This window comes from Methylobacterium hispanicum (assembly GCF_022179285.1).
GTDB lineage: Bacteria > Pseudomonadota > Alphaproteobacteria > Rhizobiales > Beijerinckiaceae > Methylobacterium > Methylobacterium hispanicum.
Genome location: NZ_BPQO01000005.1, coordinates 95,442 through 121,806 on the forward strand (window position 1 = coordinate 95,442; position 26,365 = coordinate 121,806).

General features: G+C 71.5%; 21 protein-coding genes and 1 other RNA gene. 9 read left to right on the plus strand and 13 right to left on the minus strand.

Going from position 1 to position 26,365, the window contains the following annotated elements:
* Window positions 1-2: 2 nt before the first annotated feature.
* The 5 genes from MFF56_RS07390 to MFF56_RS07410 form a co-directional block, all read right to left on the minus strand.
* Entirely contained in the window at window positions 3-1,697 is a 1,695-nt protein-coding gene (locus MFF56_RS07390; RefSeq protein ID WP_066924316.1) for an AMP-binding protein, read from the minus strand.
* A gap of 147 nt (window positions 1,698-1,844) precedes the next feature.
* Window positions 1,845-3,560, minus strand: a complete 1,716-nt coding sequence (locus tag MFF56_RS07395) for a bifunctional protein-serine/threonine kinase/phosphatase (RefSeq protein ID WP_066924318.1) — start codon at window positions 3,558-3,560, stop codon at window positions 1,845-1,847.
* Between the two features lie 165 nt (window positions 3,561-3,725).
* Window positions 3,726-4,562 carry a formate/nitrite transporter family protein gene (locus MFF56_RS07400; RefSeq protein WP_066924320.1) on the minus strand — a complete coding sequence of 279 codons (837 nt, stop codon included), beginning with the start codon at window positions 4,560-4,562 and terminating at the stop codon, window positions 3,726-3,728.
* A 223-nt stretch (window positions 4,563-4,785) separates the two neighbouring features.
* Window positions 4,786-5,517: a hypothetical protein gene (locus MFF56_RS07405; protein WP_238229897.1), complete on the minus strand. Its 732-nt coding sequence runs from the start codon at window positions 5,515-5,517 to the stop codon at window positions 4,786-4,788.
* Between the two features lie 102 nt (window positions 5,518-5,619).
* Window positions 5,620-7,116: a leucyl aminopeptidase gene (locus MFF56_RS07410; protein WP_066928095.1), complete on the minus strand. Its 1,497-nt coding sequence runs from the start codon at window positions 7,114-7,116 to the stop codon at window positions 5,620-5,622.
* A 220-nt stretch (window positions 7,117-7,336) separates the two neighbouring features.
* Here MFF56_RS07410 and lptF point away from each other — a divergent pair, with 220 nt between their 5' ends.
* From lptF to rsmA, 5 genes are all read left to right on the plus strand, one after another.
* Window positions 7,337-8,497 (plus strand): LPS export ABC transporter permease LptF, encoded by a 1,161-nt coding sequence (gene lptF / locus MFF56_RS07415; protein WP_066928093.1) that lies wholly within the window; start codon window positions 7,337-7,339, stop codon window positions 8,495-8,497.
* A 6-nt stretch (window positions 8,498-8,503) separates the two neighbouring features.
* Entirely contained in the window at window positions 8,504-9,592 is a 1,089-nt protein-coding gene (lptG, locus tag MFF56_RS07420) for an LPS export ABC transporter permease LptG (RefSeq protein ID WP_066928091.1), read from the plus strand.
* Between the two features lie 202 nt (window positions 9,593-9,794).
* Window positions 9,795-12,347, plus strand: a complete 2,553-nt coding sequence (locus MFF56_RS07425; RefSeq protein WP_082773400.1) for an LPS-assembly protein LptD — start codon at window positions 9,795-9,797, stop codon at window positions 12,345-12,347.
* Window positions 12,348-12,446: 99 nt separating this feature from the next.
* A complete protein-coding gene (gene pdxA / locus MFF56_RS07430; protein ID WP_066928087.1) occupies window positions 12,447-13,550 on the plus strand; it encodes a 4-hydroxythreonine-4-phosphate dehydrogenase PdxA in 1,104 nt (367 codons plus the stop codon).
* Entirely contained in the window at window positions 13,547-14,401 is an 855-nt protein-coding gene (rsmA, locus tag MFF56_RS07435; protein WP_066928084.1) for a 16S rRNA (adenine(1518)-N(6)/adenine(1519)-N(6))-dimethyltransferase RsmA, read from the plus strand. Before pdxA ends, rsmA begins: the two co-directional genes overlap by 4 nt.
* Before the next feature lie 67 nt (window positions 14,402-14,468).
* Here rsmA and MFF56_RS07440 read toward each other — a convergent pair whose 3' ends face one another.
* The 3 genes from MFF56_RS07440 to MFF56_RS07450 all read right to left on the minus strand — a co-directional run bounded on the left by MFF56_RS07440 (window position 14,469) and on the right by MFF56_RS07450 (window position 17,411).
* Window positions 14,469-15,440 (minus strand): TIM44-like domain-containing protein, encoded by a 972-nt coding sequence (locus MFF56_RS07440; protein WP_238229898.1) that lies wholly within the window; start codon window positions 15,438-15,440, stop codon window positions 14,469-14,471.
* A gap of 154 nt (window positions 15,441-15,594) precedes the next feature.
* Window positions 15,595-16,692 (minus strand): ATP-binding protein, encoded by a 1,098-nt coding sequence (locus MFF56_RS07445; RefSeq protein ID WP_066925750.1) that lies wholly within the window; start codon window positions 16,690-16,692, stop codon window positions 15,595-15,597.
* 86 nt (window positions 16,693-16,778) lie between these two features.
* Window positions 16,779-17,411 carry a S24 family peptidase gene (locus MFF56_RS07450; RefSeq protein WP_066925747.1) on the minus strand — a complete coding sequence of 211 codons (633 nt, stop codon included), beginning with the start codon at window positions 17,409-17,411 and terminating at the stop codon, window positions 16,779-16,781.
* Window positions 17,412-17,624: 213 nt separating this feature from the next.
* On the opposite strand from MFF56_RS07450, the gene MFF56_RS07455 reads away from it, so the two are divergent.
* The 4 genes from MFF56_RS07455 (at window position 17,625) to MFF56_RS07470 (ending at window position 21,973) form a co-directional block, all read left to right on the plus strand.
* Entirely contained in the window at window positions 17,625-17,972 is a 348-nt protein-coding gene (locus MFF56_RS07455; protein ID WP_066925744.1) for a DUF952 domain-containing protein, read from the plus strand.
* A complete protein-coding gene (locus tag MFF56_RS07460) occupies window positions 17,969-19,042 on the plus strand; it encodes a quinone-dependent dihydroorotate dehydrogenase (protein ID WP_066925741.1) in 1,074 nt (357 codons plus the stop codon). The genes MFF56_RS07455 and MFF56_RS07460 overlap by 4 nt, the downstream gene beginning before the upstream one ends.
* 352 nt (window positions 19,043-19,394) lie before the next feature.
* A complete protein-coding gene (locus tag MFF56_RS07465) occupies window positions 19,395-21,692 on the plus strand; it encodes an FdhF/YdeP family oxidoreductase (RefSeq protein WP_066925738.1) in 2,298 nt (765 codons plus the stop codon).
* Window positions 21,689-21,973, plus strand: a complete 285-nt coding sequence (locus MFF56_RS07470; RefSeq protein WP_066925735.1) for a hypothetical protein — start codon at window positions 21,689-21,691, stop codon at window positions 21,971-21,973. The genes MFF56_RS07465 and MFF56_RS07470 overlap by 4 nt, the downstream gene beginning before the upstream one ends.
* Window positions 21,974-22,536: 563 nt before the next feature.
* Here the strand turns inward: MFF56_RS07470 and MFF56_RS07475 are convergent.
* From MFF56_RS07475 to ssrS, 5 genes are all read right to left on the minus strand, one after another.
* Entirely contained in the window at window positions 22,537-23,550 is a 1,014-nt protein-coding gene (locus MFF56_RS07475) for a peptidoglycan -binding protein (RefSeq protein WP_066923715.1), read from the minus strand.
* A gap of 4 nt (window positions 23,551-23,554) precedes the next feature.
* Window positions 23,555-24,451 carry a MotA/TolQ/ExbB proton channel family protein gene (locus MFF56_RS07480; protein ID WP_238229926.1) on the minus strand — a complete coding sequence of 299 codons (897 nt, stop codon included), beginning with the start codon at window positions 24,449-24,451 and terminating at the stop codon, window positions 23,555-23,557.
* Window positions 24,452-24,671: 220 nt separating this feature from the next.
* Window positions 24,672-25,490 (minus strand): TIGR00282 family metallophosphoesterase, encoded by an 819-nt coding sequence (locus MFF56_RS07485; protein WP_066921041.1) that lies wholly within the window; start codon window positions 25,488-25,490, stop codon window positions 24,672-24,674.
* A gap of 37 nt (window positions 25,491-25,527) precedes the next feature.
* Window positions 25,528-26,121 (minus strand): 5-formyltetrahydrofolate cyclo-ligase, encoded by a 594-nt coding sequence (locus MFF56_RS07490; protein WP_066921040.1) that lies wholly within the window; start codon window positions 26,119-26,121, stop codon window positions 25,528-25,530.
* Window positions 26,111-26,268: non-coding RNA, 6S RNA (gene ssrS / locus MFF56_RS07495), on the minus strand. Before ssrS ends, MFF56_RS07490 begins: the two co-directional genes overlap by 11 nt.
* Between the last annotated feature and the right edge of the window lie 97 nt (window positions 26,269-26,365).

Sequence of the window (26,365 nt, forward strand, 5' to 3'; positions counted from 1 at the left end):
GGTTACGCCGCCGGGAGGTCGTCGCGCAGCGCCCGGCGCAGCACCTTGCCCACGTTGGTCTTCGGCAACGCCTCGCGGATCAGCACCTTGCGCGGCACCTTGTAGCCGGTGAGCTGGGCGCGGGCATGGGCGCGGATGGCGTCCACGGTGAGGGACGCGTCGCGCAGCACCACGTGCGCCACGACCATCTCGCCGGCCTCCGCGCAGGGCGCGCCGACCACCGCGCATTCGAGGATGCCGGGATGAAGGGCCAGCACGTCCTCGACCTCGTTCGGATAGACGTTGAAGCCGGAGACGAGGATCATGTCCTTCATCCGATCGACGATGCGCACCTGCCCGTCCGGCTGCATCACCGCGACGTCGCCGGTGCGGAAGAAACCGTCCTGCGTCATCACCTTCGCGGTCTCGTCCGGCCGGTTCCAGTAGCCCTTCATCACCTGGGGGCCGCGCACGCAGAGTTCGCCGGGTACGCCGAAGGGCGCCGGCATCCCGTCCGCGTCCCGGATCGAGACTTCGGTCGAGGGCAAGGGGAAGCCGATCGTGCCGGACCATTCGGGCAGGCCGTAGGGGTTCACGCAGACCACCGGAGAGGTCTCGGAGAGGCCGTAGCCCTCGACGATCACCGAGCCGGTGATCGCCTTCCAGCGGGCCGCCACCGCCTTCTGCACGGCCATGCCGCCGCCGACCACGTAGTCGAGCTGCGAGAAGTCGAGGCCCGCGAAGCCCGGATGGTTGTTCAGCAGGTTGAACAGGGTGTTCACCCCGGACATGTGGGTGAAGCGGTGCTTGGACAGCGTCTTCACGAAGCCGTCCGCGTCGCGCGGATTCGGGATGAGGAGGCAGGTGCCACCCGCGCGTATGAAGAACAGAAAGCAGCAGGTCAGAGCGAAGATGTGGTAGAGCGGCAAGGCCGTCACCATCACGCGCTCAGGCCCGTCCGGGTCGGTCGCGCGGAACCACGTCTGGCTCTGCACCACGTTGGCGATGACGTTGCGATGGGTCAGCATCGCCGCCTTGGCCACGCCCGTGGTTCCGCCGGTGTATTGCAGGAAGGCGAGGTCGCCCTGCGCCACCGGGACGGTGCGCGGTCGCCCGCCGCGGCCAGCCTTCAGCGCATCGGTGAAGCGGGTCGCGAGACCTTTGGGCAGGCTGTAGGCCGGCACGGCCTTCCTGACGTGGCGCGCGACGAGGTTCACCAGCGCCCCCTTCGCTCCGAGCCCATCGCCGGGGGACGCGATCACGACCCGGTCCAGCGTGAGGGTCGGCAGCGCCTGGGCGACCGTATGGGCGAAGGTCTCGAGCACCACGAGGGTGCGGGCGCCGGAATCGTTGAGCTGGGCTGCGAGCTCGCGCGGCGTGTAGAGCGGGTTGACGTTGACGACCGTTGCGCCGGCCAGCAGCGTGCCGAACAGCGCGACCGGATAGGCCGGGACGTTCGGCATCATGACCGCGACCCGGTCGCCCTTGGCGATGCCCTGGCCCTGGAGCCAGACCGCGAAGGCGCGGGCCAGCGCGCCGAGCTGCGCGTAGCTCATCGAGGCCCCGAAGCAGATCACGGCCTTCCGGTCGGCGAAGCGCGCGGTGCTCGCCTCGAACATCTCGACCAGCGTGCCGAGCCCGTCGATGTCGATCTCCGCCGGGATGCCGGGCGGGTATGATGCGAGCCAGGGCTTTCCGGCTCTCTGCTTCTCGATCACGGTATCCTCCTCGGGACCCGCGGCTTCGTGCTGGCCACGGTGTCTCCTGTCGCTCCCAGACGCCGGGAGAGTGGGCGATCGGCCGACCACGGACAACCCGCGCCGGGCGCTCGCACGGAACAGAGCCGCGAAACCGTCGAGTGGCGCTCATGCGTTCCGGCTGGCCAGCACGGCGACGAGGGCAAGCGCGAGCCCCAGGGAAACGAGCTTCCAAAACAGGACCGGGTTGCGCTCCAGGAGGGCGGCCCGGCGCATTCCAGCGAGCGACGGATTCGGGTGACGCAGGTCGTAGGTGAAGGCCGAGAGCGCCTCGTAGCGGAGGACGGGGTTCGGGTGGACCGCCTTGCGCAGCGCACCGTCCACCCAGACGGGCAGGCCGGGCCGCGTGGCCGAGAGCGGCACGTAGCGCAGGCGCCGAGCCCGGGCCTCGGTCACCGCCCGGGCGGCCGCGGCCCCGTAGGGCAGCTGTCCCGTCAGCATCTGGTAGGCGATGGTTCCGAGCGAGAACACGTCCGCGGCGGGCGTCGCGGGCTCGCCCGTCAGATATTCCGGCGCGCTGTACTGCTGGGTGCCGAGCACCGGCTCCTCGGGGGCGAGTTCGGCCACGCCCGCCACGCGGGTCGAGCCGAAATCGATGATCCGCGCGGTGCCGGACGCGTCGATCAGGATGTTCTGAGGGCGCAGATCCCGGTGAACCATCTCGCGCCGGTGGAAGGCCTGCAGGCCCCGCGCGATCTGCTCGACGAGGCCGCGCACCGTCTCGAGATCGGGGTTCGGGTTGTCGCGCATCCACTGCGCCAGCGTGCGGCCCTCGACATAGTCCATCGCCGTGTAGAGGTGGCTGCGCCGGCGTGCCTGCGGCTGGGCCTTCAGCACGTGCGGGCTGTCGATGCGGCGGGCGATCCACTCCTCCATGACGAGGCGGCGGAGCTGCGCAGGATCCTCCCGCGCGTCCGTCGACGGCACCTTGAGGGCGACCCTCGCGCCGGTCTCGGCATCCTCCGCGAGGTAGACATGGCTGCGGTGGCTCGCATGGAGCGTGCGCAGCACCCGGTAGCCGTCGAACTGCGTCGGCGGCTCCAGAAGCGGCGCCGGGGCGAGATCGGCGACCCGGCCCGCGAGATCGAGCGGATCGGCCTCGGGTGCCGCCTCGATGCGCACGATCTGCGCGGTCAGGTTATCGCCGCTGCCGGCCGCGTAGGCATGTCTGATAATCTGGCGGGCAGCCTCGTCCAGATCCGAGGCATGGCGCGCGATCAGGCCGGCGATGGTCTCCGGGGCGAGGTGCTCGTGCACGCCGTCGGTCGTCAGCACGAAGACGTCGCCGGGCTCGGTGCGCACCGTGGCGTGGTCGATCTCGACATGCGGCCCGGCACCCAATGCCCGTCCGAGATAGGATTCCTCCGCCGACAGGACGAGGCGGTGGTCCTCGGTCAGCTGTTCCAGGGAGCGGCCGGCAACGCGGCAGATCCGGCCGTCGCCGACGTGGAAGACGTGCGCGGAGCGGCCCTTGAGGACGAGGGCGCTGAAGGTGGTGACGTAGCCCCGGTCGGGCTCGTGCCGGCTGCGCCGGGTCTCGGCGTGGAGCCAGGAATTGGCGGCCGCGATCACGCGCTGCGCGGCGCTCTTCACCGACCACGTGTCGGGGGTGTCGTAGTAATCGGTGAGGAAGCTCTTGACCGCAGTCTCGCTGGCCACGTGGCTGACCGCGCTGCTGCCGATCCCGTCGGCGATGGCGATGGCCGCCCCCTTGAGCCCGAGCGTCGGCTGCCCGGGGACGAGCGCCCCGTGGAAGTCCTGGTTGGCCTCCTTCCGGCCCGCCTCGCTGTGCTGGCCGAGCGTGAGCCTGAGGTCGTTCGGCATGGGGATGGCGGCGCGCGAGGGGACCCGTGCCCTTTCGGCCCGGGTCCCCGTCGGGTCAAGCGCGTCGTCGGGTCAAACGCGTCTTGGAGCCCCTCGCAAGACCCCCGGTCTCCGGGAGCCCTCCCGCTGCGCGCGAGGGCGCAGCGGGAGTGTCGTAGGAGGCTCTCAGGCGGCCAGGCGGCGCGCCTCGCCCTGGACGGCGCGCTTCGGCGCGGTGCGGACATGGGTGGTGTAGAGGGTCAGGCCCGTGAACGCGAGGCCGCCCACGAGGTTGCCCAGCACGGTCGGGATCTCGTTCCAGAAGAAGTAGTCACCGATCGAGAAGTTGCCGCCCATCATCAAGCCGAAGGGGAACAGGAACATGTTCACGACCGAGTGCTCGAAGGTCATGTAGAAGAACACCATGATGGGCATCCACATGGCGATGACCTTGCCGCTCACCGTGGTCGAGATCATCGCGCCGACGACGCCGGTCGAGACCATCCAGTTGCAGAGCATCCCGCGCATGAAGATCGTGAACCAGCCGCCGACGCCGTGGGCCGCGTAGCCGACCGTGCGGCGCTCGCCCACATGGGCGATGAACTCGCCGACCTTGTCGGCCGGCGCGGTGAAGCCGAAGGTGAAGACGAAGGCCATCATGAAGGCCACGGTGAGCGCGCCGAGGAAGTTTCCGAGGAACACGAGGCCCCAGTTGCGCAGCACGCCGCCCCAGGTCACGCCCGGGCGGCGATCGAGGAGCGCCAGTGGGGCGAGCACGAAGACCCCGGTCAGCAGGTCGAAGCCCAGCAGGTAGAGCATGCAGAAGCCGACCGGGAACAGGACGGCGCCGAGGATCGGGATCCCGGTCTGCTGGGTGATCGTGACGGCGAAGACCGCCGCGAGCGCCAGGATCGCACCGGCCATGTAGGCGCGGATCACGGTGTCGCGGGTGGACATGAAGATCTTGGATTCTCCGGCATCGACCATCTTGGTCACGAATTCGGAGGGCGCGAGGTAAGCCATACCGTTTTCCTTGTGGCGGCCGGAAGAGGCGGGGGTTCGACACGGGACCCCGCCCGGAAGTCCGGGCGTCTTCCGTCCGACGTGCTGTTCGACGCGCCGGTGGGCTCGGAGGTCCGCACCGGTCGGCTGCGCCGCAGCAAGATTCGCGCCCATTGCCTGAAGAAGCGGCAACACCCGGCGCCCGATGCATCGGTCCGGGCCGAGCGGCCTCGGCCGGATCGGGTCACATCGGCCGCAGGCGGTCCTTGAGCGAGGGCCTGCGCACCGGCTCGGGCCGGCCCGCGCGCACCAGGCTCACGAGCGCGTGCGGCAGGGTGGCCGCGAGGACCATGAGGGCGGCGCGCAGCGCCTCGTCGCCCGCGAAGGGCCGCCGCGGCCAGGGCCCGATGCCGGCCTCGCGGGCGAGCCCGAGGACGGCCGCGCCGATCCAGAGCGCGAGGAAGCTCGCCGTCGCAGTCACCAGCCCGCGCCGAACGCGCCGCCAGAACCCCTCCGTGGCGCGGCGTCTCAGCGTCGCGAGCACCACCGGCACGCCCAGGGCGAGGCCGAACAGCAGCGCCGCGACCGCGGCCCCGATGGCGTAGGCAGCCCAGAGCGGCGTGTTGGTGAGGAAGGCCATCGAGCCGGTGCCGAATCCGGCGCGCAGCACGAGACCACCGAAGGTGGGGTAGAGCGAGACGGCGAGCAGCAGGCCGAGGCCGAGGAGGCCCAGGACCGCCCGGCGGACCGGGGACGCAGGCCCGGGCGCCGAGACGGCGCAGACGATCCGGACGAGTCCGTACACGAGGCCGAAGGCGAAGAGCGGGTAGCGGTCGAGGAAGAAGCCGTAGGCGAAGGGCTCGACCGCCCCGGGCAGGCCCGAGCGCTGGCTGAGGCCCGTCGCCGCCGCGAGCGCCAGGGCGGCGAGCGCCGCCGCGACGGGGGCGGCGGCCAGGAGGATCGGTGCTCCGCGCATCACTCGGGTACTCTACACGGCAATCGGGCGGCGGGACTTGAACCCCGCGTCATACTCCCTCCCCCGCAGAGGGGGGAGGGAGAGAAGCGGCCCCCCGAGCCCTTACCGCCCCTCGTAGTTGTCGCGCACCAACCGGTCGAGCAGACGCACGCCCCAGCCCGCGCCCCAGCTGCGATTGATCTCGTTGGGGGTGGACGACATGCCGACGCCCGCGATGTCGAGATGCGCCCAGGGCGTGTCGTTGACGTAGCGCTTGATGAAGGCGGCCGCGGTCGCCGCGCCGCCATGGCGCCCGCCGGTGTTCTTCATGTCGGCGAACTTCGAGTCGATCGCCTTGTCGTAGGCCGGGATCAGCGGCATCCGCCAGACCTTCTCGGCGGTCGCCTCCCCGGCCGCGGTGATCTTGCCCGCGAGGTCGTCGTCGTTCGAGAACAGGCCGGCGATGTCCTGGCCGAGCGCCACGATGATCGCGCCGGTGAGGGTGGCCAGATCGATGATCGCCTTCGGCTTCTCGGTCTGCTGCACGTGCCAGATCACGTCGGCCAGCACGAGGCGACCCTCGGCGTCCGTGTTGATGACCTCGATGGTCTGGCCCGACATCGAGGTGACGATGTCGGAGGGCCGGTAGGAGGCGCCGTCCGGCATGTTCTCGACGATGCCGATGGCGCCGACCACGTTCACCTTGGCCTTGCGGGCGGCGAGCGCGTGCAGCGTGCCGACGACGGCGGCCGCGCCGCCCATGTCGCCCTTCATGTCCTCCATGCCGCCGGCCGACTTGATCGAGACGCCGCCGGAATCGAACACCACGCCCTTGCCGATCAGCGCGAGCGGCGCCTCGCCCGGCCGGCCGCCGCTCCAGCGCATCACCACCACGCGGGGCTCGCGCACCGAGCCCTGCGCCACGGCGAGCAGCGCGCCGAAATTCAGCTCGCGCAGGCGGGCGGGCTCCAGCACCTCGACCTCGACGCCGAGCCGGGCGAGCTCCGAGGCCCGGGCCGCGAACTCCGCCGGCGAGAGCACGTTCGGCGGCTCGTTGATCAGGTCGCGGGCGAGCGTCACGCCCTCGGCCACCGCGCGGGCCTCGCCGGCCGCGGCCTCCGCCTCGGCGTGGCCGGGCAGCATCAGGGTCAGGGCCGAGCCGGCCTTGTCCTCGGCGTCGGGCTTCTTCTTCGTCTTGTAGCGGTCGAAGCTGTAGGCCCGCAGGCGCGCGCCGAGTGCGAAATCCGCGGCCTCGCGCGGGCCGATCTCGGCACCCGGCCAGTCGAGCACCACCCGTGCGGCGCGACCCGAGACCTTGCCCGCCGTGAAGCCGCCGAGCACCGGCCACTCGATCTTCGCCCGGTCCTTGTCGGTGCCGAGGCCGACGACGACGAGGCGGTCGGCCTCGACGCCGGCCGGCGCCGGCAGGGAGAGCGCCGTGTTCTGGCGGCCCCGGAACTGCTCGGAGGCGGCGGCGCGCGCCACCAGATCGATGCCGGCCGCGCCCAGCACCTCGCGCGCCGCGGAGCCGAGCGCGAGGTCGTCGCCCACGAACACGACGAGGTCGCCCCCGCCGGCCCGGCCCACCGGAGCGAAGGTGATGGTGATGCCGTCCGCCATGTGGTTGCTTTCCGAGCTTCGCTGCCGTTCCTGGCGCAGGGCGGCCCCCGCGCGGGAGCGTCCCTGCGTTGTCTGCCCTGTGTAGCCGCTGAGGCGGAGAACGCAACGCGGCGCGAATGCTCTTGAAACCGCCGCACTTCGCGCGCCATGCCGGAACCCGGAGCCGGCCAAAGAGGGGGCGGAGCTCAGGCCGAGTTCGAGGGAGATCCGAGCCGACGCGATGACCCAGATCGAGCGCTACATCTTCCGCATCGCGCTCGGCGCCTGCCTCGCCTGCCTGATCGGCCTCACCGGCACGATCTGGGTGACACAGGCCCTGCGCGAGCTCGACCTGATCACCGCCAAGGGGCAGACGCTCCTGATCTTCCTCTTCGTCACCGGCCTGTCGCTGCCGACCCTCGTCGTGGTGATCGCCCCGATGGCGCTATTCATCGCGGTGATCTACGCGCTGAACCGGCTCAACGGCGATTCCGAGCTGATCGTGATGTCGGCCGCCGGCATGAAGCCGCGCGCGATCCTGCGCCCCTTCCTCACGCTCGCCCTCGCGGTGAGCTTCCTGGTGGGCTTCCTGACGATCGTGGTGATGCCGGCAAGCTTCCAGGAATTGCGCGACGTGATCACGCGGGTGCGCGGCGACTTCATCGCGAACGTCGTCAAGGAGGGCCAGTTCACCAGCCTCGACAACGGGCTGACCTTCCATTTCCGCGAGCGCGGGCAGAACGGCACCCTGCTCGGCCTGTTCATCCAGGACGCGCGCGAGGCCGGCAAGAGCAAGGTCTACCTCGCCGAGCGCGGCAACGCGATCGAGGTGGACGGGCAGAGCTACCTCGCGCTGGAGAAGGGCAGCGTGCACCAGCAGCAGAAGGACAGCCGCGATTCCTCGATCCTGACCTTCGAGCGCTACACCATCGACCTTGCGGCCTTCGCACCGCCCGATTCGGAGGTGGTCTACAAGCCGCGCGAGCGCTCGACCACGCAGCTGCTCTTCCCCGACCGGGACGAGGTCTACTTCAAACTGCAGAAGGGCCGCTTCCGGGCCGAGCTGCACGACCGGCTCTCCTCCTGGCTTTATCCCCTCGCGCTCGCCTTCATCGCCTTCGCGGCGCTCGGCGACCCGCGCACCACCCGCTCGGGCCGGGGCGTGGCGGTGGCGGGCGCGGTCCTGGCGGTCGTGCTCCTGCGGATCGCCGGCTTCGCCGCCGTGAGCGCTGCGGCGCGCAGCCAGGCGGCGGTGGTCGCCGTCTACGCGGTGCCGCTCGCCGCGATCGGGCTGTCGGCGCTCGTGATCTTCCACGGCCCGCGGGTGCGCGCCTTCAACGCGCGGTGCGCCGCGGCCTTCCGGGGGCTCGCGCCGCGCCTGCCCCGCCTGGCGCGGAGCTAGAGGCGCGTGCTGATCGGCCGGACCCTCGGGCTCTACTTCGCCAAGCGCTTCGCCCGGACGGTGCTGGGGGTGTTCCTCACCGTGTTCGCGCTCGTCTACACGCTCGACTTCGTGGAACTGCTGCGCCGCGCGGGCGACGCCGAGGGCGCCTCCGCGGGCCTGATGGCGCAGCTCTCCCTCTACCGAACGCCCGCCGTCGCCGAGGGCGTGCTGCCCTTCGCCGTGCTGTTCGGCTCGATGGCCGCGCTGCTGCAACTCTCGCGCAAGCTGGAACTCGTGGTCGCGCGCGCGGCCGGGATCTCGGCCTGGCAGTTCCTGCAGCCGGGGGTGTTCGTCGCCCTGGCTATCGGGAGCGTCGCGATCGGGATCTACAACCCGGTCTCGGCCGCCCTGAAACAGCGCTCGACCGAGATCGAGGCGAAGATCTTCGCCAAATCCACCAAGGGGGGCTCGGGCAAGGCGCTCTACATGCGCCAGAAGAGCCTCGACGGCTCGGCCATCATCCGGGCCGAGACGGCGGTGGAGGGCACCACGACGCTCGCCGGCGTCCAGGTCTTCACCTTCGACGAGGACGGCAGCTTCCTCTCCCAGATCGTCGCGGCGCGGGCCACGCTCCACGACGGCTGGTGGGAGCTCAGCGATGTGCGCCTTCTCACATCCCAGGCGCCGCCCGAGAGCTTCGGCACCTACCTGATCGCATCGACGCTCGACCCCGGCCAGGTTCGGCAGCGCTTCACCCCGCCGGAATCCGTGCCCTTCTGGCAACTGCCCGACACGATCGCGCGCACCGAACGGGCGGGCCTCGACGCCACACGGTACCGCCTCCAGTACGACGTCCTCTGGGCGCGCCCGGTCCTGTTCGTCGCCATGGTGCTGGTGGCCGCAACCGTTTCCTTACGGTTCTTCCGCTTTGGTGGCGTCGGGAAACTCGTCCTCGGGGGGGTCGCCGCGGGATTCGCGCTCTACGTCGCCCGGCAGGTCATGGAAGGCCTCGGAGCTGCGGGTATCGTGGCGGCGCCAGTGGCGGCGTGGCTGCCGGCCGTGGTAGGAAGCCTTCTCGGTACGCTCACGCTTCTGTACCAGGAAGACGGCTGAGCGCACCGCACGGTCACGCCCGCCGCGCCGGCCCGGCCGCCTTGCCGGGCCACGGTGGACGGGCGTTCCGTGCGTGTCGCTGAACCCGCTCGTTCGAGCGGGCCTCGGGAGGCGGGTGTGGTTGGGTTCGTGACGACGGACGTCACCGGAGCTGGGACAGGCGTTGCGTAAGGTCTCCGACATCGCGCGGATCGCAGGGCTGATGACGCTGCTGACGGGGCTGCCGTCGGCGGCGACGCCCGCGCTCGCGCAGTCCGGATCGGCCGCGAACCCGCTCGCCAAGAAGGCCGCGGGCAAGCCGGGCGACAAGCTCCTCGTCGAGGCCGACGAGCTGATCTACGACAACGACAAGAACACCGTCACGGCGAAGGGCAATGCCGAGCTGCACTACGGCCCGCGCACGCTGCAGGCCGACCGGGTGCGCTACGACCGCGGTTCCTCCCGCGTCTTCGCCGAGGGCAACGTCCGCCTGACCGACCAGGACGGCGCGGTCGTCACCGGCGACCGGATGGAGCTGACCGACGACTTCAAGACCGGCTTCATCGATTCGCTGCGCATCCAGCAATCGGTCGATCGGCGGGGCGAGACCGTGCGCACGCGCTTCTCCGCGCCGCGCGCCGAGCGCATCGCCGGCGAGCAGACCCGGTTCGACTACGGCACCTACACGGCCTGCGAGCCGTGCAAGGACAACCCGGAGGTGCCCCCGCTCTGGCAGGTGCGCGCCGCCAAGATCGTCCACAACAACGAGACCCACACGGTCTACTTCGAGGAATCGACCCTCGAGATCGCCGGCATCCCGGTCGCCTACCTGCCCTATTTCGAGGCGCCCGACCCGACGGTGAAGCGCAAGAGCGGCTTCCTGACGCCGCGCTTCATCACCTCGACGGCGGTCGGCACCGGCGCGTCGGTGCCCTACTTCTTCAACCTCGCGCCGGACTACGACCTCACGCTCTCGCCCGCCTTCCTGAGCCGCCAGGGCGTGCTGGGCCAAGCCGAGTATCGCCATCGCCTCGACAACGGCAGCTTCAACCTGCGCCTGTCGGGCATCTTCCAGACCACGCCCTCGGCCTTCCTGCCGGGCCCCCTGGGTGCGGGCGACCGCGACTTCCGGGGCTCGATCGAGAGCCGGGGCCGCTTCTACATCAACGATCGCTGGCGCACCGGCTGGGACCTCGTCGGCGTCACCGACAAGTGGTTCCTCGACAATTACCGGATCCGCAACCAGAACATCACGACGGACTATTTCCGCGAGGCGGTCTCGACCGCCTACCTGATCGGCCAGGGCGACCGCTCGTGGTTCGAGGCGCGGGGCTACTACTTCAAGGGTCTGTCGAGCTTCGACTGGCAGAAGGAGCAGCCGATCGTCGCGCCGGTGATCGACTACGACAAGCGGATCAACGGGCCGGGCGAGATCGGCGGCGAGGTGCGCTTCGAGGCGAACATCACCAGCCTGACCCGCGAGGCCACCGACTTCCAGGGCCTGCCGCGGACGAGCGCGTACCTGTTCAGCCCGAGCGTGAACGGGGTGAGCTACCCGCTCTACGAGACCTGCTCGACCTTCAACTCGGCGTCCTGCCTGATCCGGGGCCTCGCCGGAACGAACACGCGCGCCTCGGCCATGGCCTCCTGGCGGCGCACCTTCATCGACGATGCGGGCCAGAGCTTCACGCCGTTCACCTACCTGCGGGCCGACGCCTTCTTCACCAATCCGAGCCTGTCGGGCTACCAGAACGCCCTGGTGCCGACGATCGCCAACGTCGGCGAGGGCTTCAACGGCCGCGTCATCCCGGCGGTCGGCCTCGACTACCGCTACCCGTTCGTCAGCGATTTCGGGCCGCTCGGCGTCCACACGATCGAGCCGATCGCCCAGATCATCGCGCGCCCCTCCGAGACCCGGATCGGCCGGCTTCCGAACGAGGACGCGCAGAGCCTCGTCTTCGACGACACCTCGCTGTTCGAGTGGGACAAGTTCTCCGGCTACGACCGCGCCGAGGGCGGCGTGCGCGCCAATCTCGGCGGCCAGTACTCGGTCGTGACGGCGTCGGGCTGGTACACGAACGTGATGTTCGGCGAGTCGATCCAGGTCGCGGGCGTCAACTCCTTCCGGCGCGGCGACATCGCGAATGTCGGCCTCGAATCCGGCCTGGAGACCCGCCGCTCGGACTTCGTCGGCCGCTTCCAGGTCTCGCCGAACCAGAACATCTCCTTCATCAGCCGGGCGCGGTTCGACCAGGCGGACTTCAAGGTCAACCGCTTCGAGGCCGGCGTGACCGCGCGGTTCGCGCCGTTCCTGCCGCTGACGCTCGCGACCTTCTACTCCTACTACGAGGCGCAGCCGCTGCTCGGCTTCAGCCATCGCCGCGAGGGCGTGACCGCGAGCGCGACCTACAACATCACGCCGAACTGGTTCCTCACCGGTTCGGCGCTGGTCGACCTCACGCACTACCTCGACACCCGCGACCTCTACGCGACCGCGCTGACGGGCTACCTCGCCGACCCGACCGGTACCCTGCCGGTCTATCAGAACCCGGGCCGGTTCTACCTCTCGGGCCTCAGCCTCGGCGGCGGCTACCAGGACGAGTGCACCACCGTCTCGCTCAACTACATCGTCTCGCCGATCGCCACCGCGCTCGGCACGCGCGAGCGGAACCAGACGGTGCTGCTGCGGGTCGAGTTGAAGACCCTCGGCGAGGCGGACCTGCGCCAGAACGTCGGCACCGTCACCACCAACGACGGCATCGCCTCGGTGCGCTGAGGCCGCCCGCGGCTTGCGGGCGCGCCGGATTCCCTTAGATCGCAGACCACGAGCGCCGCACCGCCGGCCGCGCAAGCCCGCGCATCGTCAGGCCCGCCCATGCCCCCTCTCGCCCTCACCCTCGGAGACCCGGCCGGGATCGGACCCGAACTCGCCCTCGCGGCCTGGCTCGCGCGCGGCGGCGCGCACCCGCTGCCACCCTTCTTCCTCGTCGCGGACCCGGCCTTCGTGGAGCGCGCCGCCGACCGGATGGGCCTGCCGGTTCCGGTGGCCGAGATCGACCCGGAGACGGCGGCCGAGGTGTTTCCCAGGGCGCTGCCCGTGGTGGCGCTCCCGAGCGGCGCCACGGTCGCGGCCCTGCCGGGCCGGCCGGACTCGGTCCACGCGGGCGCGGTGATCGAGTCGATCACCGCCGCGGTCGGGTGGGTGAAGGCGGGCCGCGCGAGCGCCGTGGTGACCAACCCGATCGCCAAGTACGTGCTGACCCGGGCCGGCTTCGCGCATCCCGGACACACCGAGTTCCTGGCCGCCCTGGCGGTCCCGCCGGGCCTGGAACCGCCGAAGCCCGTGATGATGATCTGGAGCGAGACGCTCTCGGTCGTGCCCGTGACGATCCACGTCGCCTTGCGCGACGTGCCGGCCCTGCTCACCCAGGATCTCGTCGTGGACACCGCCCGCACCGTCGTGCGGGATCTGCGTGCGCGCTTCGGCCTGGAGAAGCCCCGCCTCGTCCTGGCCGGTCTCAACCCGCACGCGGGCGAGGCCGGCACGATCGGGACCGAGGACCGCGACGTGCTGGCCCCGGCCGTGGCGCGCCTGCGGGCGGAGGGCATCGACATCAGGGGGCCGCTGCCGGCCGACACCCTGTTCCACGCCCGCGCGCGGGAGACCTACGACGTGGCGCTCGCACCCACCCACGATCAGGCCCTGATCCCGATCAAGACCATCGCCTTCGACGAGGGCGTGAATGTGACCCTGGGTCTTCCCTTCATCCGCACCTCGCCCGACCACGGCACGGCCTTCGACATCGCCGGCCAGGGCCTCGCCCGGCCCGACAGCCTGATCGCGGCGCTGCGCCTTGCCGACCGTCTCGCCCGCAATGCCGGTCTCGGTCTGCCCGAGAGCGCCGAGGTGATCCCCCTCAGCCTCTACGCCGGACGCCGGACGGACATGCGACACTTCGATCCCGACGACGAGCTGTGAGCGCACCGGATGGGCTGCCGCCGCTGCGCGACGTCGTCGCGCGGCACGGCCTGGAGCCGAAGAAGGCCCTCGGCCAGAACTTCCTCTACGATCTCAACCTCACCGGCCGCATCGCCCGTGCGGCGGGTCCGCTCGCCGGGGTCACGGTCGTCGAGGTCGGTCCCGGCCCGGGCGGACTGACCCGCGCCCTGCTCTCCGAGGGCGCGGAGCGGGTGATCGCGATCGAGCGCGACCCCAGGGCGCTCCCCGCGCTCGCCGAGGTCGCCGCGCACTATCCCGGCCGGCTCGAGGTGGTGGACGCGGACGCGCTGGAATTCGACCCGCGCCCGCTGATCGGGGACGGGCCGACACGGATCGTGGCCAACCTTCCCTACAATGTCGGCACGCCGCTGTTGACCGGCTGGCTCGACACCGAGGCCTGGCCGCCCTGGTGGGATTCCCTGACCCTGATGTTCCAGCGGGAGGTGGCCGAACGGATCGTGGCCGACGAGGGAGACCGGGCGAATTACGGCCGGCTCGGCGTACTCTGCGGTTGGCGCACCGAGGCCGACATCCTGTTCGACGTCAGCCCCTCGGCCTTCGTGCCGCCGCCGAAGGTGACGTCGAGCATCGTGCAGTTGAGGCCCCGCACCGATCCTCTACCCTGCCGGGTCGGTGCTCTGGAGTCGGTCACGCGCGCGGCCTTCGGGCAGCGCCGCAAGATGCTGCGCCAGAGCCTGAAGGCCCTCGGCGGCGATCCGGTGCCGCTGCTCGCGGAGGCCGGCATCGCCGACACCGCACGGGCCGAGGAGGTGCCGGTCGCCGGCTTCGTCGCCCTGGCGACGGCCTGGGACCGCGCCCGCGGGCGCTGACGCGCGCGAAAAAGGCCGGCACCGCCTTCGCGATGCCGGCCCTCGTTACCCAAATCCCGATCTGCGATCAGGCGGTCTGCTGGATCGCCGAGAGGATCCACGGGCGGCCCGGACGGCGGACGAAGGTCCAGAGTTCGGTCGCCTGTGGGGCGCCGGTCTCGACGACCTGATTCGAGCGGCGGTCGAGGGTGACGTCCTTCAGCGCGTAACGCATCGCGACGGTCGCGTACTCGTCCGAGCCCTCGCCCCAGGCCTCCGACAGGTCGCCCTGCAGGAGCTTCACCTCGGACACCCGGTTGACGACGCCGCGCGCCGCGTTCGCCTGGAGTTCCTCCTCGAAGTAGCCGGCCATCTCCGGCGTCGCGAGGTTTCGCAGGCCGACCTTGTCTTCGTGCGAGTACGCGTCCTGGATCTCGCCGAGCAGGCGCTCGAAGGACTGGAAGTCGTTCGGGCCGATCTGGACCGGGCGCTGTTGCTGAGGGCGCGGCTGCCCACCCATCATCCCGCCCATCGGGCCGGAGGCCGGACCGCCGGCACCCATCGGGTTCCGATTCGGGCCCTCGTTCAGCGCCTGACGCGCGTAGGGCGCGCCGGCGCCGGCGGGCTGCTGCTGCTCGTTGCGGCGGCGGAACCAGCGCACCGCGAAGGCGACGAGCAGGACGACGAGGCCGATCTGCAGCATCAGGCCGAGGAAGGAGGCGATGCCGCCGAGGCCGCCGGAGAAGCCCGCGCCGAGCAGGGCACCGATCAGGCCGGCACCGAGCAGGCCCGCCATGAAGCCGCCGCCGAAGCGCCGTCCTTGCTGGGGCTGCATGCCCGGATTGGTCATGCCCGGCTGGGCCTGCGTGCGCTGCATTGGGGCCGCCGTCCCAGGCGCGGTCTGCGTCGCGGACGGCGCGTTGAAGGTGCGGGACCCGCGCGAGCCGACGCTGCCGCCGCCCCCGGGCCGGGCTTCCGCGATGGGAGCTGCAACCGTCAGCGCCGCGGCCAGCGCCAGGAAGGTCGCCGTGCGCTTACGGCGCTTGGTGGAGGTGAGCATCGAGAGCCTCTGCGAGAATACCGAACGCGAAGACGGATCGCGGCGTCTGATCGCGGCGTCTTGGACGCCCCGACTATATGGAGACGGACCACGCAGCATTTTAGTCCGACCGCCGGTCCGCTTTTCGCGGTTGCGCGGGGTGCGGGCCGAACGATCAGCCCCCGTCGCGGCGGATCGCGGCCGGGAAGACGAGACGCACCTGCGTGCCTTCGCCGGGACGACTGTCCAGGCTGATCGTGCCGTTCTGTCGTTTCATTAGGCCGTGGACGATGGCGAGGCCCGCGCCACGGCCGGCCTCATGGCTCGTCGCGAAGGGCGCGAGCGCCCGGGCCAGCATCTCCGGCGACATGCCGCTTCCCGTGTCGGTCACGCTCACGCCCACCGCCCCTTCGCTCGGATGCTGCATCGAGCGCTCGCCCGGCAGGATGCGGAAGGTCGCGAGACTGATCGAGCCTCGGTCCGGGATGGCCTCGCAGGCATTGGCGACAAGGTGGCGCAGCGCGAGTTCGACCTGGGTCGGGTTCGCGACGGCCCAGGGCAGGTCGGGCGTCGTCGCCACGTCGAGCCGGACCCGCTCCGGGAGCGTCGGGCGAATGGCGACGGCGGCCTCCGCCACGACCGCGTCCAAGTCGATCGCCCGCACGTCCGGTGCGATCCGACGCGAGAAGGCGAGGAGCTGACGGGTCAGCACGGCGGCCCGCTCGGTGGCGTCCGTCGAGCGGCTCATGGCGCGCTGGACGAAAGGCTCGGGGCGGTCGCCCAGCCGGCGCTTCAGCCCGTCGATGTAGCCGATCAGGATCTGCAGGAAGTTGTTGAACTCGTGCGCCACGCTGTTGGTGAGCAGGCCGAGCGCCTCGCGCTGGCGGGAGAGCGCGAGCGCGCCCTCGACGTCCCGGCGTCGGGTCACATCGACCACCTGCCCGAGCCGCAGCGCGCTGCCCGAGACCGTCCCGAGCGTCAGGCAGCCCCAGTAGGTGGCCCCGTCCATCCGCGCCCCGAGGAAATCGAGGGGCTCGTCGCCCAAGGATTCGGTCCGGTCGCCGAGGAGGAGACGCAGGTCCCCGCCCACGACCCTGTCCCGCGGGTAACCGGTCAGCGCCAGGAAAGCGGAGTTGGCGTAGACGAACCGCGCCTGCGCGCCGGAATCCTCGAGCAGGAAGGCCGGCACCGCCGCGTGATCCAGCAGGGCTGCGGCCGCGGAGATGGCGTCCTCACGGCCGCGCTCGCCGCCATTCAGTACGGGCTCCGCCATGGCATCATCCGGTGGAGCGGGCCGGGCCCGCGACCCAACCAGCGTTAACCGCCCCCACCTCGACGGCCAAGCCTGCCGGCCGACCGCTACTGGCGGATCCACATCACCCGGGCGATCCAGGCGATCTCGCCCACGTTGAGGACGCGATCCTCGTGATCGGGGTTGAGCGAGACCAGCTCGACCGTGCGCGCGGTGCGCCGCCGCAGTTCCTTGGCCAGCACCTCGCCCGTATGGGTGCGCACCACCACGCGGTCGCCCTTGCGCACGCTCGCCGAGGGCGAGACGATCAGCACGTCGCCGTCGCGAAACAGCGGCATCATCGAGTCGCCCTGCACCTCCAGCGCGAAGGCGCGCTCCTCGCCGAGATCGGGGAAGTCGACCTCCTCCCAGCCGGCACCGCCCGTCGGCATGCCCTCCTCGGTGAAGAGGCGGCCGACGCCGGCCTGCGTCATGCCGATGAGCGGCACCGTCGAGCGCACCGGTCCCTCGCGCGCCTCGATCAGGCGCAGGAACTCGTCGAGGCTCGCGCCCGTCGCCGCCAGCACCTTCGAGACCGATTCGGTCGAGGGCCAGCGCTTGCGGCCGTCGGCGCCGATCCGCTTGGAGCGGTTGAAGCTCGTGGCGTCGAGCCCCGAGCGGCGGGCGAGCCCGGACGGGGAGTAGCCGTGACGTTCCGCCAGTCGATCGATGGCGGTCCAGATCTGCTCGTGGGACAACATCTGTCGGGCTCGGTGCCTCAACGGGCCGCAAAGACGCACGGCCTAGTTGTAGGAAAGTAGAACTACAAACCGCGGAATGCAACCACTCATTGCCGGTCCGGCGCCCCTTTTCGACAAGCTCGGCCGCGCGTCTGCTCGAGCGCGTTGCGTGCGGACGGTTGTCAGGCGGCGGCCCCGCGCCGTATCGACGGCCTGCAACGATCGGACCTGCGCATGCCTCTCATCTTCAAGATCTGTCCGCGCGCCCTCTGGCGCGAGGCCGAGGGCTCGGGCCGGTTCACGGGGGCGCCCGTGGACGTGGCCGACGGGTTCATCCACTTCTCCACGGCGGCGCAAGTCCCTGAGACGGCAGCGCGACACTTCGCGGGCCAGCGCGATCTCCTCCTGGTCGCGGTCGAGGCCGAGGCGCTGGGCGAGGCGCTGCGATTCGAGCCCTCGCGCGGGGGCGACCTGTTCCCGCACCTCTACGGGGACCTGCCGCTCGCGGCGGTGCGCTCGGTCGCCGAGCTCGCCCTCGGGGCGGACGGGCGCCACGTCTTCCCCAAGGAGATCGGGGCATGATCGAAGTCCTGTTCCCCCTGGTCCGGCCGGTGCTCCACGGGCTCGACGCGGAGCGGGCCCACAACCTGACATTGCGTGCCTTGGCGGCCCTTCCGGCGCGCCGCCCGCCCCCCGACGACCCGCGCCTCGCCGTCGAGCTCCTCGGGCGCACGGTGCCCAATCCCGTCGGGCTCGCCGCGGGTTTCGACAAGGGCGCCACGGTGCCGGACGCGCTGCTCGGCCTCGGGTTCGGTTTCGTCGAGGTCGGCGGCGTGGTGCCGCGCCCGCAGCCCGGCAACCCGCGCCCGCGGGTGTTCCGGCTGACGGCGGACGGCGCGGTGATCAACCGGTTCGGCCTCAACAGCGAGGGGCTCGAGGTGGTGGCCGGGCGTCTGGCCGCGCGCCGGGGCCGTCCGGGGATCGTCGGGGTCAACATCGGGGCCAACAAGGAGGCCGCCGACCGGCTCGCCGACTACGTGGCCTGCACGGCCCGGCTCGCGCCCCACGTCGCCTTCGTCACCGTCAACGTATCCTCGCCGAACACGCCGGGCCTGCGCGACCTCCAGGGCGAGGCCTTCCTGGACGAACTGCTCGCCCGGGTCGTGGCGGCGCGGGACGGGACGGGCGCGAGCGCCGCGGTGCTCCTGAAGATCGCCCCCGACATCACCCTCGACGCCCTCGACGCGATCTGCGCCACCGCGCTGCGGCGGGGCGTGCAGGGGCTCGTCGTCTCGAACACCACGGTGGCGCGGCCGGAGAGCCTGACGGAGACCGCCCTGGCGCGGGAGGCCGGCGGGCTGTCGGGCCGCCCGCTCTTCGGCCCGGCGACGAAGCTCCTGGCCGAGACCTACCTGCGGGTCGGGAGCAAGGTACCGCTGATGGGCGTTGGCGGCGTCGATTCGGCCGAGGCCGCCTGGACCAAGATCCGGGCGGGCGCGAGCCTCGTGCAGCTCTACTCGGCCCTGGTCTATCAGGGCCCGGGCCTCGTCGGCGCGATCAAGCGCGGGCTGCTCGATCGCCTGCAACGGGAGGGTCTCCCGAACCTCGCGGCGGCCGTCGGGCGGGACGCGGCGGTTCTCGCGGAGGGCTGAGGCATCGGGTGGCGCGGCAGCGTGCCGGATTCCGGGGAGGATGGATATGAGATCCCGCTTCCGGCCGGAACAAAAATGCCGCTCCCTCCCGGAACCGGCACCGTTTTGCCGAACTGCGCAGCTCGACTGAAAGTCGTTGTCGATCGACAACCAGACTCCGTCGATCCCCGAACACCCGCCCGCAAGCAGATCGCGACCGTCGCCGCGCGTTCGCAAGTTCGAACAAGTATAAGAACAAGGCGCTAGACCCACGCTTTCTGCGCATGAGGGGCCTGCGCCCGCACGCGATTGAGCGGGCCGGGGTTCGACGCTTATCTCGCGGCAGCATACGGTCTTCTTCCGAGACAAGCACATGGACCACCCGGTCGCGTCTCCCAAGCGCTCCTCCGCGGCCGGCGGCTGGGGGGCCCTCAAGTCCTGCGGCAAGCACCTGCTGGGCAGCCGCGCCCCGCTCTCGGGCGCCCGCGCCCTGATGAAGGCCAACCAGCCCGACGGGTTCGATTGCCCGGGCTGCGCCTGGGGCGACCCGGAGCACGGCTCCTCCTTCGAGTTCTGCGAGAACGGCGTGAAGGCGGTCTCCTGGGAGGCCACCGACAAGCGCACGCCCCCGGCCTTCTTCGCGCGCCACACCGTCGCGGAGCTGCGCGGCTGGAGCGACCACGCGCTCGAGGGCGAGGGCCGCCTCACCCATCCGATGCGCTACGACGCGGGAAGCGACCGCTACCTGCCGGTCTCCTGGGAGGCGGCCTTCGCGGAGATCGGGCAGGAGCTCAACGCGCTCGCCCACCCGGACCAGGCCGAGTTCTACACCTCGGGCCGCGCCTCGAACGAGGCCGCCTACCTCTACCAGCTCTTCGCCCGGCTCTACGGCACCAACAATTTCCCCGACTGCTCCAACATGTGCCACGAGGCGAGCGGCATCGCGCTCACCCAGGCCATCGGGGCCGGCAAGGGCACGGTGACGCTGGAGGATTTCGAGCGCGCCGACGCGATCTTCTGCGTGGGCCAGAACCCCGGCACCAACCATCCGCGCATGCTGGGCGACCTGCGCCGCGCCGCCGAGCGCGGCGCCCGCGTGGTGGTGCTCAACCCCGTGCGCGAGCGCGGCCTGGAGCGCTTCGCCGACCCGCAGAACACCGTGGAGATGCTGCGCGGCGCGAGCCGCCCCATCGCCAGCCACTACCTGCAGCCGCGGCTGGGCGGCGACATGGCGGCCTTCCGCGGCATGGCGAAGGCGATCTTCGCGGTCGACGACGCGGCGCTCGCCGCGGGCAAGCCCTCGCTCCTCGACCGGCCGTTCCTCGCCAAGCACACCGCCGGACTGGACGCGTGGCGCGCGGCCGTCGACGCGACGGGCTGGGACGCCATCCTCGACCAGTCGGGCCTCACCCGCGCCGAGATCGAGGCGATGGCCGAGGTCTATCTCGGCGCCGACAGGGTGATCGCCACCTGGGCGATGGGCGTGACGCAGCATCGCCACTCGGTCGCGACGATCCGCGAGATCGCCAACGTGATGTTCCTGCGCGGCCATATCGGCCGGCCCGGCGCGGGCCTGTGCCCGGTGCGCGGGCACTCGAACGTGCAGGGCGACCGCACGGTCGGCATCAACGAGAAGCCGCCCGCGGCCCTCCTCGACGCGCTGGAGCGCGAGTTCCATTTCGAGGCGCCGCGCCGGCACGGCCACAACGTGCTCGCCGCGATCGGCGCGATGCTCGACGGCTCGGCCCGGGCCTTCATCGGGCTCGGGGGCAACTTCGCCCGCGCCACGCCCGATTCCGCCCTCGTCGCGCGGGCGCTCGCCTCCTGCCGGCTCACCGTGCACATCGCGACGAAGCTCAACCACTCGCACCTCGTGCCGGGTGCGGTGGGCTACCTGCTGCCCTGCCTCGGCCGCACCGAGATCGACCGCAACAGCCGCGGCAAGACCCAGATCGTGACCGTCGAGGACTCGATGAGCATGGTCCACGGCTCGGGCGGCATCAACCGGCCGGCCTCGCCGCACCTGCGCTCGGAGGTGGCGATCATCGCCGGGATCGCCGCCGCGACGGTCGGCTCGGAGCGGGTGGAGTGGGCCGCGCTCGCCGACGACCACGACCGCATCCGGGAGCTGATCGAGCGCACGATCCCGGGCTTTGCAGGCTACAACACCCGGGTCCGCCGGCCGCGCGGCTTCATGCTGCGCAACCTCGCGGCGGAGCGCGTCTTCGAGACGGAGGCCGGCCGGGCCACCTTCTCGGACGACGCCCTGCCCGAGGCCACCGAGCACCAGCGGGCGGCCGGCACGGAGGACACCTTCGTGCTGCAGACCTTCCGCAGCCACGACCAGTACAACACCACCGTCTACGGCCTGGATGACCGCTACCGCGGCGTCTACGGCGAGCGGCGCGTGGTGTTCGCCCATCCGGAGGATCTCGCCGAGATCCGTGCCCGGCTGGGCGACCGGGTCGATATCCGGGGCGCGCACCGGGACGGCGTCGAGCGGGTGGCGGAGGATTTCCGCCTCGTGCCCTTCGACATGCCCCGCGGCGCGCTCGCCGGCTACTACCCGGAGCTGAACGTGCTGGTGCCGCTCTCGACCGCAGGGGCGCAGAGCGACACGCCGACCTCGAAGTCGGTCCTCGTCACCCTCCAGGCACGGACACACGCATGACGGAAGTTGAGTTCATCGGCACGGTCGAGGAGCTGCAGACGCGCCGCCCCGACCTCTCGCGGCTGGAAGCGGGTCTCCTCGCCGCTCCGCATCTCGGGCTCAGCCCCGACACCCGCAGCTTCGCCCGGATCTTCGACGTGGCCCACGCCCACGTGCTGCGCGCCCTCTCGCGCCTCGACGAGGCCGGCCTCGTCGCGGTGACCGAGCGCGACCCGCGCACCCAGCGCACCCATTTCGCTCCGACGGACGAGGCCCGCACGCTGTTCCGGCAGGCGGCCTGAGGCGGGGAAGTCCGTTCCAGGCGAGGAGGCACGCCCACCGCGCTCCCTGCCGGCTCCACGGGCTATCGGCTTCACGTCTCTGGACCCGATCTCGTCGAGAAGGCGGACGGGCATCGGATCGAGCATGAACCACGCCGCGCCCCCCTCTCCCATAGGGAGAGGGTTGGGGTGAGGGGTATGACCTTGCAGGACTGAGCACGCCATCGACGCGCGTTCAGAGCGGCGCTTCGTCCTGAAGCCTCATACCCCTCACCCGGCTTTCTGCGAAAGCAGACCTCTCCCTATGGGAGAGGGCACCCGCGCTTCGTCCTGAGACGATGCCTCAAACCGAACTCTTCGACCGGAACGGTATGAAAACTCGACGGATGGGGCACAAGGCTGTCGAGCGGGCCTGCCGCGCCCGGTTCTGACAATTCTCGTTCCTCGACCGGCTTTCTGCGAAAGCAGACCTCTCCCGCTGAGGGTGTGGGGACCCGAGCCCCGTCAGTATCGGGACTTCGTTCGGCCTACGCGATCGCCCTCCCCGCAGGGCGGAAAGAGAGCGGCACCCGCGACGCTTGCCCTCACCGCTCCGTCAGCTTCATCTCGATGCGGCGGTTGCGGGCGTAGGCCTCGTCGGTCGTGCCGGCGTCGAGGGGCTGGAACTCGCCGAAGGCGCCCGCGAGCAGGTGCTGGGGCGGAATGCCCTTGGCCGCGAGGTACTGCACGACCGCGATGGCGCGGGCGGCCGAGAGCGCCCAGTTCGAGGGAAACTGCGCGCTCGCGATCGGCCGGGCATCGGTGTGCCCGTCGACCCGCAGCACCCAGGCGAGGTCGGCGGGGATCTGCCGGGCGAGATCGGAGACCGCCGCGGCGATGCGGTCGAGCTCCGGCGCGGCCTCGGGCTTGAGCGCGGCCGAGCCCGCCGGGAACAGCACCTCGGATTGCAGCACGAAGCGGTCGCCGACCACCCGGATGTCGGGCCGCGAGCCGAGGATCTGGCGCAGCCGTCCGAAGAAGTCGGAGCGGTAGCGGGCGAGTTCCTGCACCTTCTGGGCGAGCGCCACGTTCAGGCGGCTGCCGAGGTCGGCGATGCGGGCCTGGGATTCGCGGTCGCGCTGCTCGGAGGCCGCAAGCGCGTCCTCGAGTGCCGCGAGCTGGCGCCGCATGGCCGCGAGCTGCTCGTTGAGGAGGTCAATCTGGTTGAGGGCCCGCCGGGTCGCGCCGCGCTCGGCCTGGAGCTGGCGGTCGAGCTCGCCCGCCTGCCCTCCCTGCGCCCCGGCGGCCTGGGCCTCCGCCCGGGCCAGGTCGCGCGCGCTCTCGGCCGCCGCCAGCGACGAGCGGAGCGAATCGAGCGACGCCGCGTCGCCCCGCCGGTTCGAGCGCTCGAGGGCCAGGAGGTCGGTGAGGTCGGCGATCTGCCGGTTGAGCCGGGCCAGCATCGTGTCGCGGCCGGACAGTTCCTGCGAGACGAAGAACTGCCCCACCACGAAGACGGTGAGCAGGAACACCACCGAGAGCAGCAGGGTGGCGAGGGCGTCGACGTAGCCCGGCCAGACGTTGAGGCCGCGCTCGCGGCGGGCGATGCGGGAGGCCACCGCCCTAGACCCGCTCGCGCCCGAGCCGGTCGAGCACCTGCTTCAGCTCGCGCTCGCGGCTCGCCTGCGCCTCGACCCAGTCGCGGATCATCTGCTGCTCGGAGCGCATGTGCTGGACGAGGCCCTGGATCCCCTCGGCGAGGTTCGCCATGGCCTGCGCGGCGGCGCGCCCGTTGGCACCCTCCTGGATCACGCCGGTCAGCCGATCGACCGCCTCCTGAAGCTCGCGCGCCCCGGTGCCCTGGGAGAGCGAGAGCGGCGCGGCCGCCTCGCTGCCGGAGGTCAGCCAGTCCTCCAGCTCGTTGTGGAAGCGGGCCTGCGCCTGACCCGCCTGGAGATCGAGGAAGCCGATCACCAGGGAGCCCGCGAGGCCGAAGAGCGAGGCCGAGAAGGCCAGGCCGATGCCTGAGAGCGGCACGGCGAGGCCGTTCTTCAGCTCGTCGAACATCACCGCGGCGTCGCCTCCGCCGCGCATCGAGCGGATCACCGAGCCCACCGCCGAGAGCGTGTCGATGAGGCCCCAGAACGTGCCGAGCAGGCCCAGCAGGATCAGCAGGCCCGCGATGTAGCGCAGGCTGTCGCGGCCCTCGTCGAGGCGCGCCGCCACCGTGTCGAGGAAGGCCCGGGTCCCGGGCAGCGCCGCGCCGCCGGCCCGCGCCGCGACCGCCGGCTCGAGGGGCTTGAGCAGGCGCGGCGCCCGCGCCTCGGCGCCGGCCGCCACCGCGTTGACGTAGGCGGCCTCCCGGAACAGGCGCAGCACCTGCCCGAAGGCCAGCAGCACCGCGATCAGGAGCACGCCGAGGATCAGGCCGTTGAGGCCCGGATTGGCCAGGAAGGCCGGCGTGATCTGCCGGAACAGCACGAAGGCCAGGAAGCCCACGAGGATCAGGAAGACCAGCATCCGCACGAGGTAGATGCCGGGCTTCGTGATCACGGGCTTGGCGGTCGCCGGTCCGGCCGCTCTCGGCTCGGCCGGGGGCCTCGTGGTGGTGGGGAGGGCGGCCATCGGTCGCGTCTCGCGGCTGAAGGAGGGCGCGCGCGCGCCGGACGGGCCGGCACTGTGGCGGCAGCGCCCTGAGCGATCAAGCCGCGGCGCGTGCGGCGCAGGGGCCTTGCAGCGCCTAATCCCAGGCTTTCGGCCAGGTCTCGGAGAGGTGCGGCCCGATCCGCACGGCCCAGGCCCCGACGGCGAGGCCCCGGGCGTCGGTCTCGACCGCGATGCCGCAGAGCGTGCCCTCCCCGCCCGCGACCTCCCAGCGGGAGCCCGGGGTCTTCTGAAGGAAGCGGCGGATCGGCTCGTCCTTCTGCATGCCGAGCACGGAATCGTAGTCGCCGCACATGCCGGCATCCGACATGTAGGCCGTGCCGCCGGGCAGGACGCGGTGGTCGGCGGTCGGCGCGTGGGTGTGGGTGCCGACGACGAGGCTGGCGCGACCGTCGAGGAAGTGCCCGAAGGCCTGCTTCTCGCTCGTCGCCTCGGCGTGGACGTCCACGATCACGGCGTCGGCCGCCTCGCCCAGCGGGCAGGCCGAGAGCTCGCGCTCGACGGCCGCGAAGGGGTCGTCCATCGCGTCCATGAAGACGCGGCCCATCACGTTGACCACGAGGGCCCGGGCCCCGGTGCGGGTCTCGACGATGCAGGCGCCGCGGCCCGGCGTGCCCGGCGGGTAGTTCGCCGGGCGCACCAGCCGCTCCTGGCGGTTGATGAAGACGAGCGCCTCGCGCTGGTCGAAGCTGTGGTTGCCGAGCGTCACCGCGTCGGCGCCGGCCTGGATGAGTTCGTCGCAGACCGTCTCGGTGATGCCGAAGCCGTGCGCGGCGTTCTCGCCGTTGATCACCACGCAGTCGAGCCGCCAGCGCTCGCGCAGGCCGGGCAGGTGCTCGGCGACGACGGAGCGGCCGGGACGCCCGACGACGTCGCCGAGAAAGAGCAGGCGCATGGTGATCCGTGGTTCGGAGAAGGCGGGCGGGCGGAGGTTAGGCCGGTTCGCGGGCGAGCGGAACCGGGCCGTCCTCTGTCACCACGTGGTCGAGGGGGCGGTCGTGCGGCTCGGCCGGCACGTGCTCCACCTCCTGGCACGCGAAGGCGATGCCGACGGTGAGCACCGGGTGCAGGGCCGAGAGCCGGGTGATCGCGCCGTCGTAGTAGCCGCGGCCGTAGCCGATGCGCTGGCCCTGCCGGTCGAAGGCGGCGAGCGGGACCACGAGGGCGTCGGGATCGAGGGGGGGAAGGTCGGACCGGGGCTCGGACAGGCCGAAGCCGCCCCGCACCAGCGCCTCGCCGGCGCGCCACTCGCGGAAGACGAGCCCCCCGGGCGTGACCTGCGGCAGCACCACGCGCTGCCCGCGGGCGAACAGGCCCTCGACGATCGGGCGCGGGTCGATCTCGCTGCGGATCGGCCAGAAGGCGCCGACGAGGCGGGCCTCGGCCAGCGCCGGCATCGCCAGCACGGCGTCGGCGACGCGGCGCGAGGCCTCGGCCCGGCGATCCGCCGGGAGGGCATCGCGGCGGGCGAGCGCGGCGCGGCGCAGCTCGGCCTTCGAATTCTGGGAAGCGGGGTGCGGAGCCACGTGAGCCGTTGGAGGATCGATCCCGGGAAACCTACAGCGTAGGTGGGCGCCGTGTTGGCCAGGTCCACGGACGAGGCCAGGAACAGCTCCCGAGGGAGTCGATAAGGCCCCGGGGAAAAGTTCTCCTGACGAACTCTGCAGCCCCGCCGTCACCATGTAGCGAGGACGGGCGACCCGCGCCAGGGGCCGGAGCGCTCGGGCCCGTTGTTTCTTTCCCGCGGACCTTCATTTACCACCCGCGGGA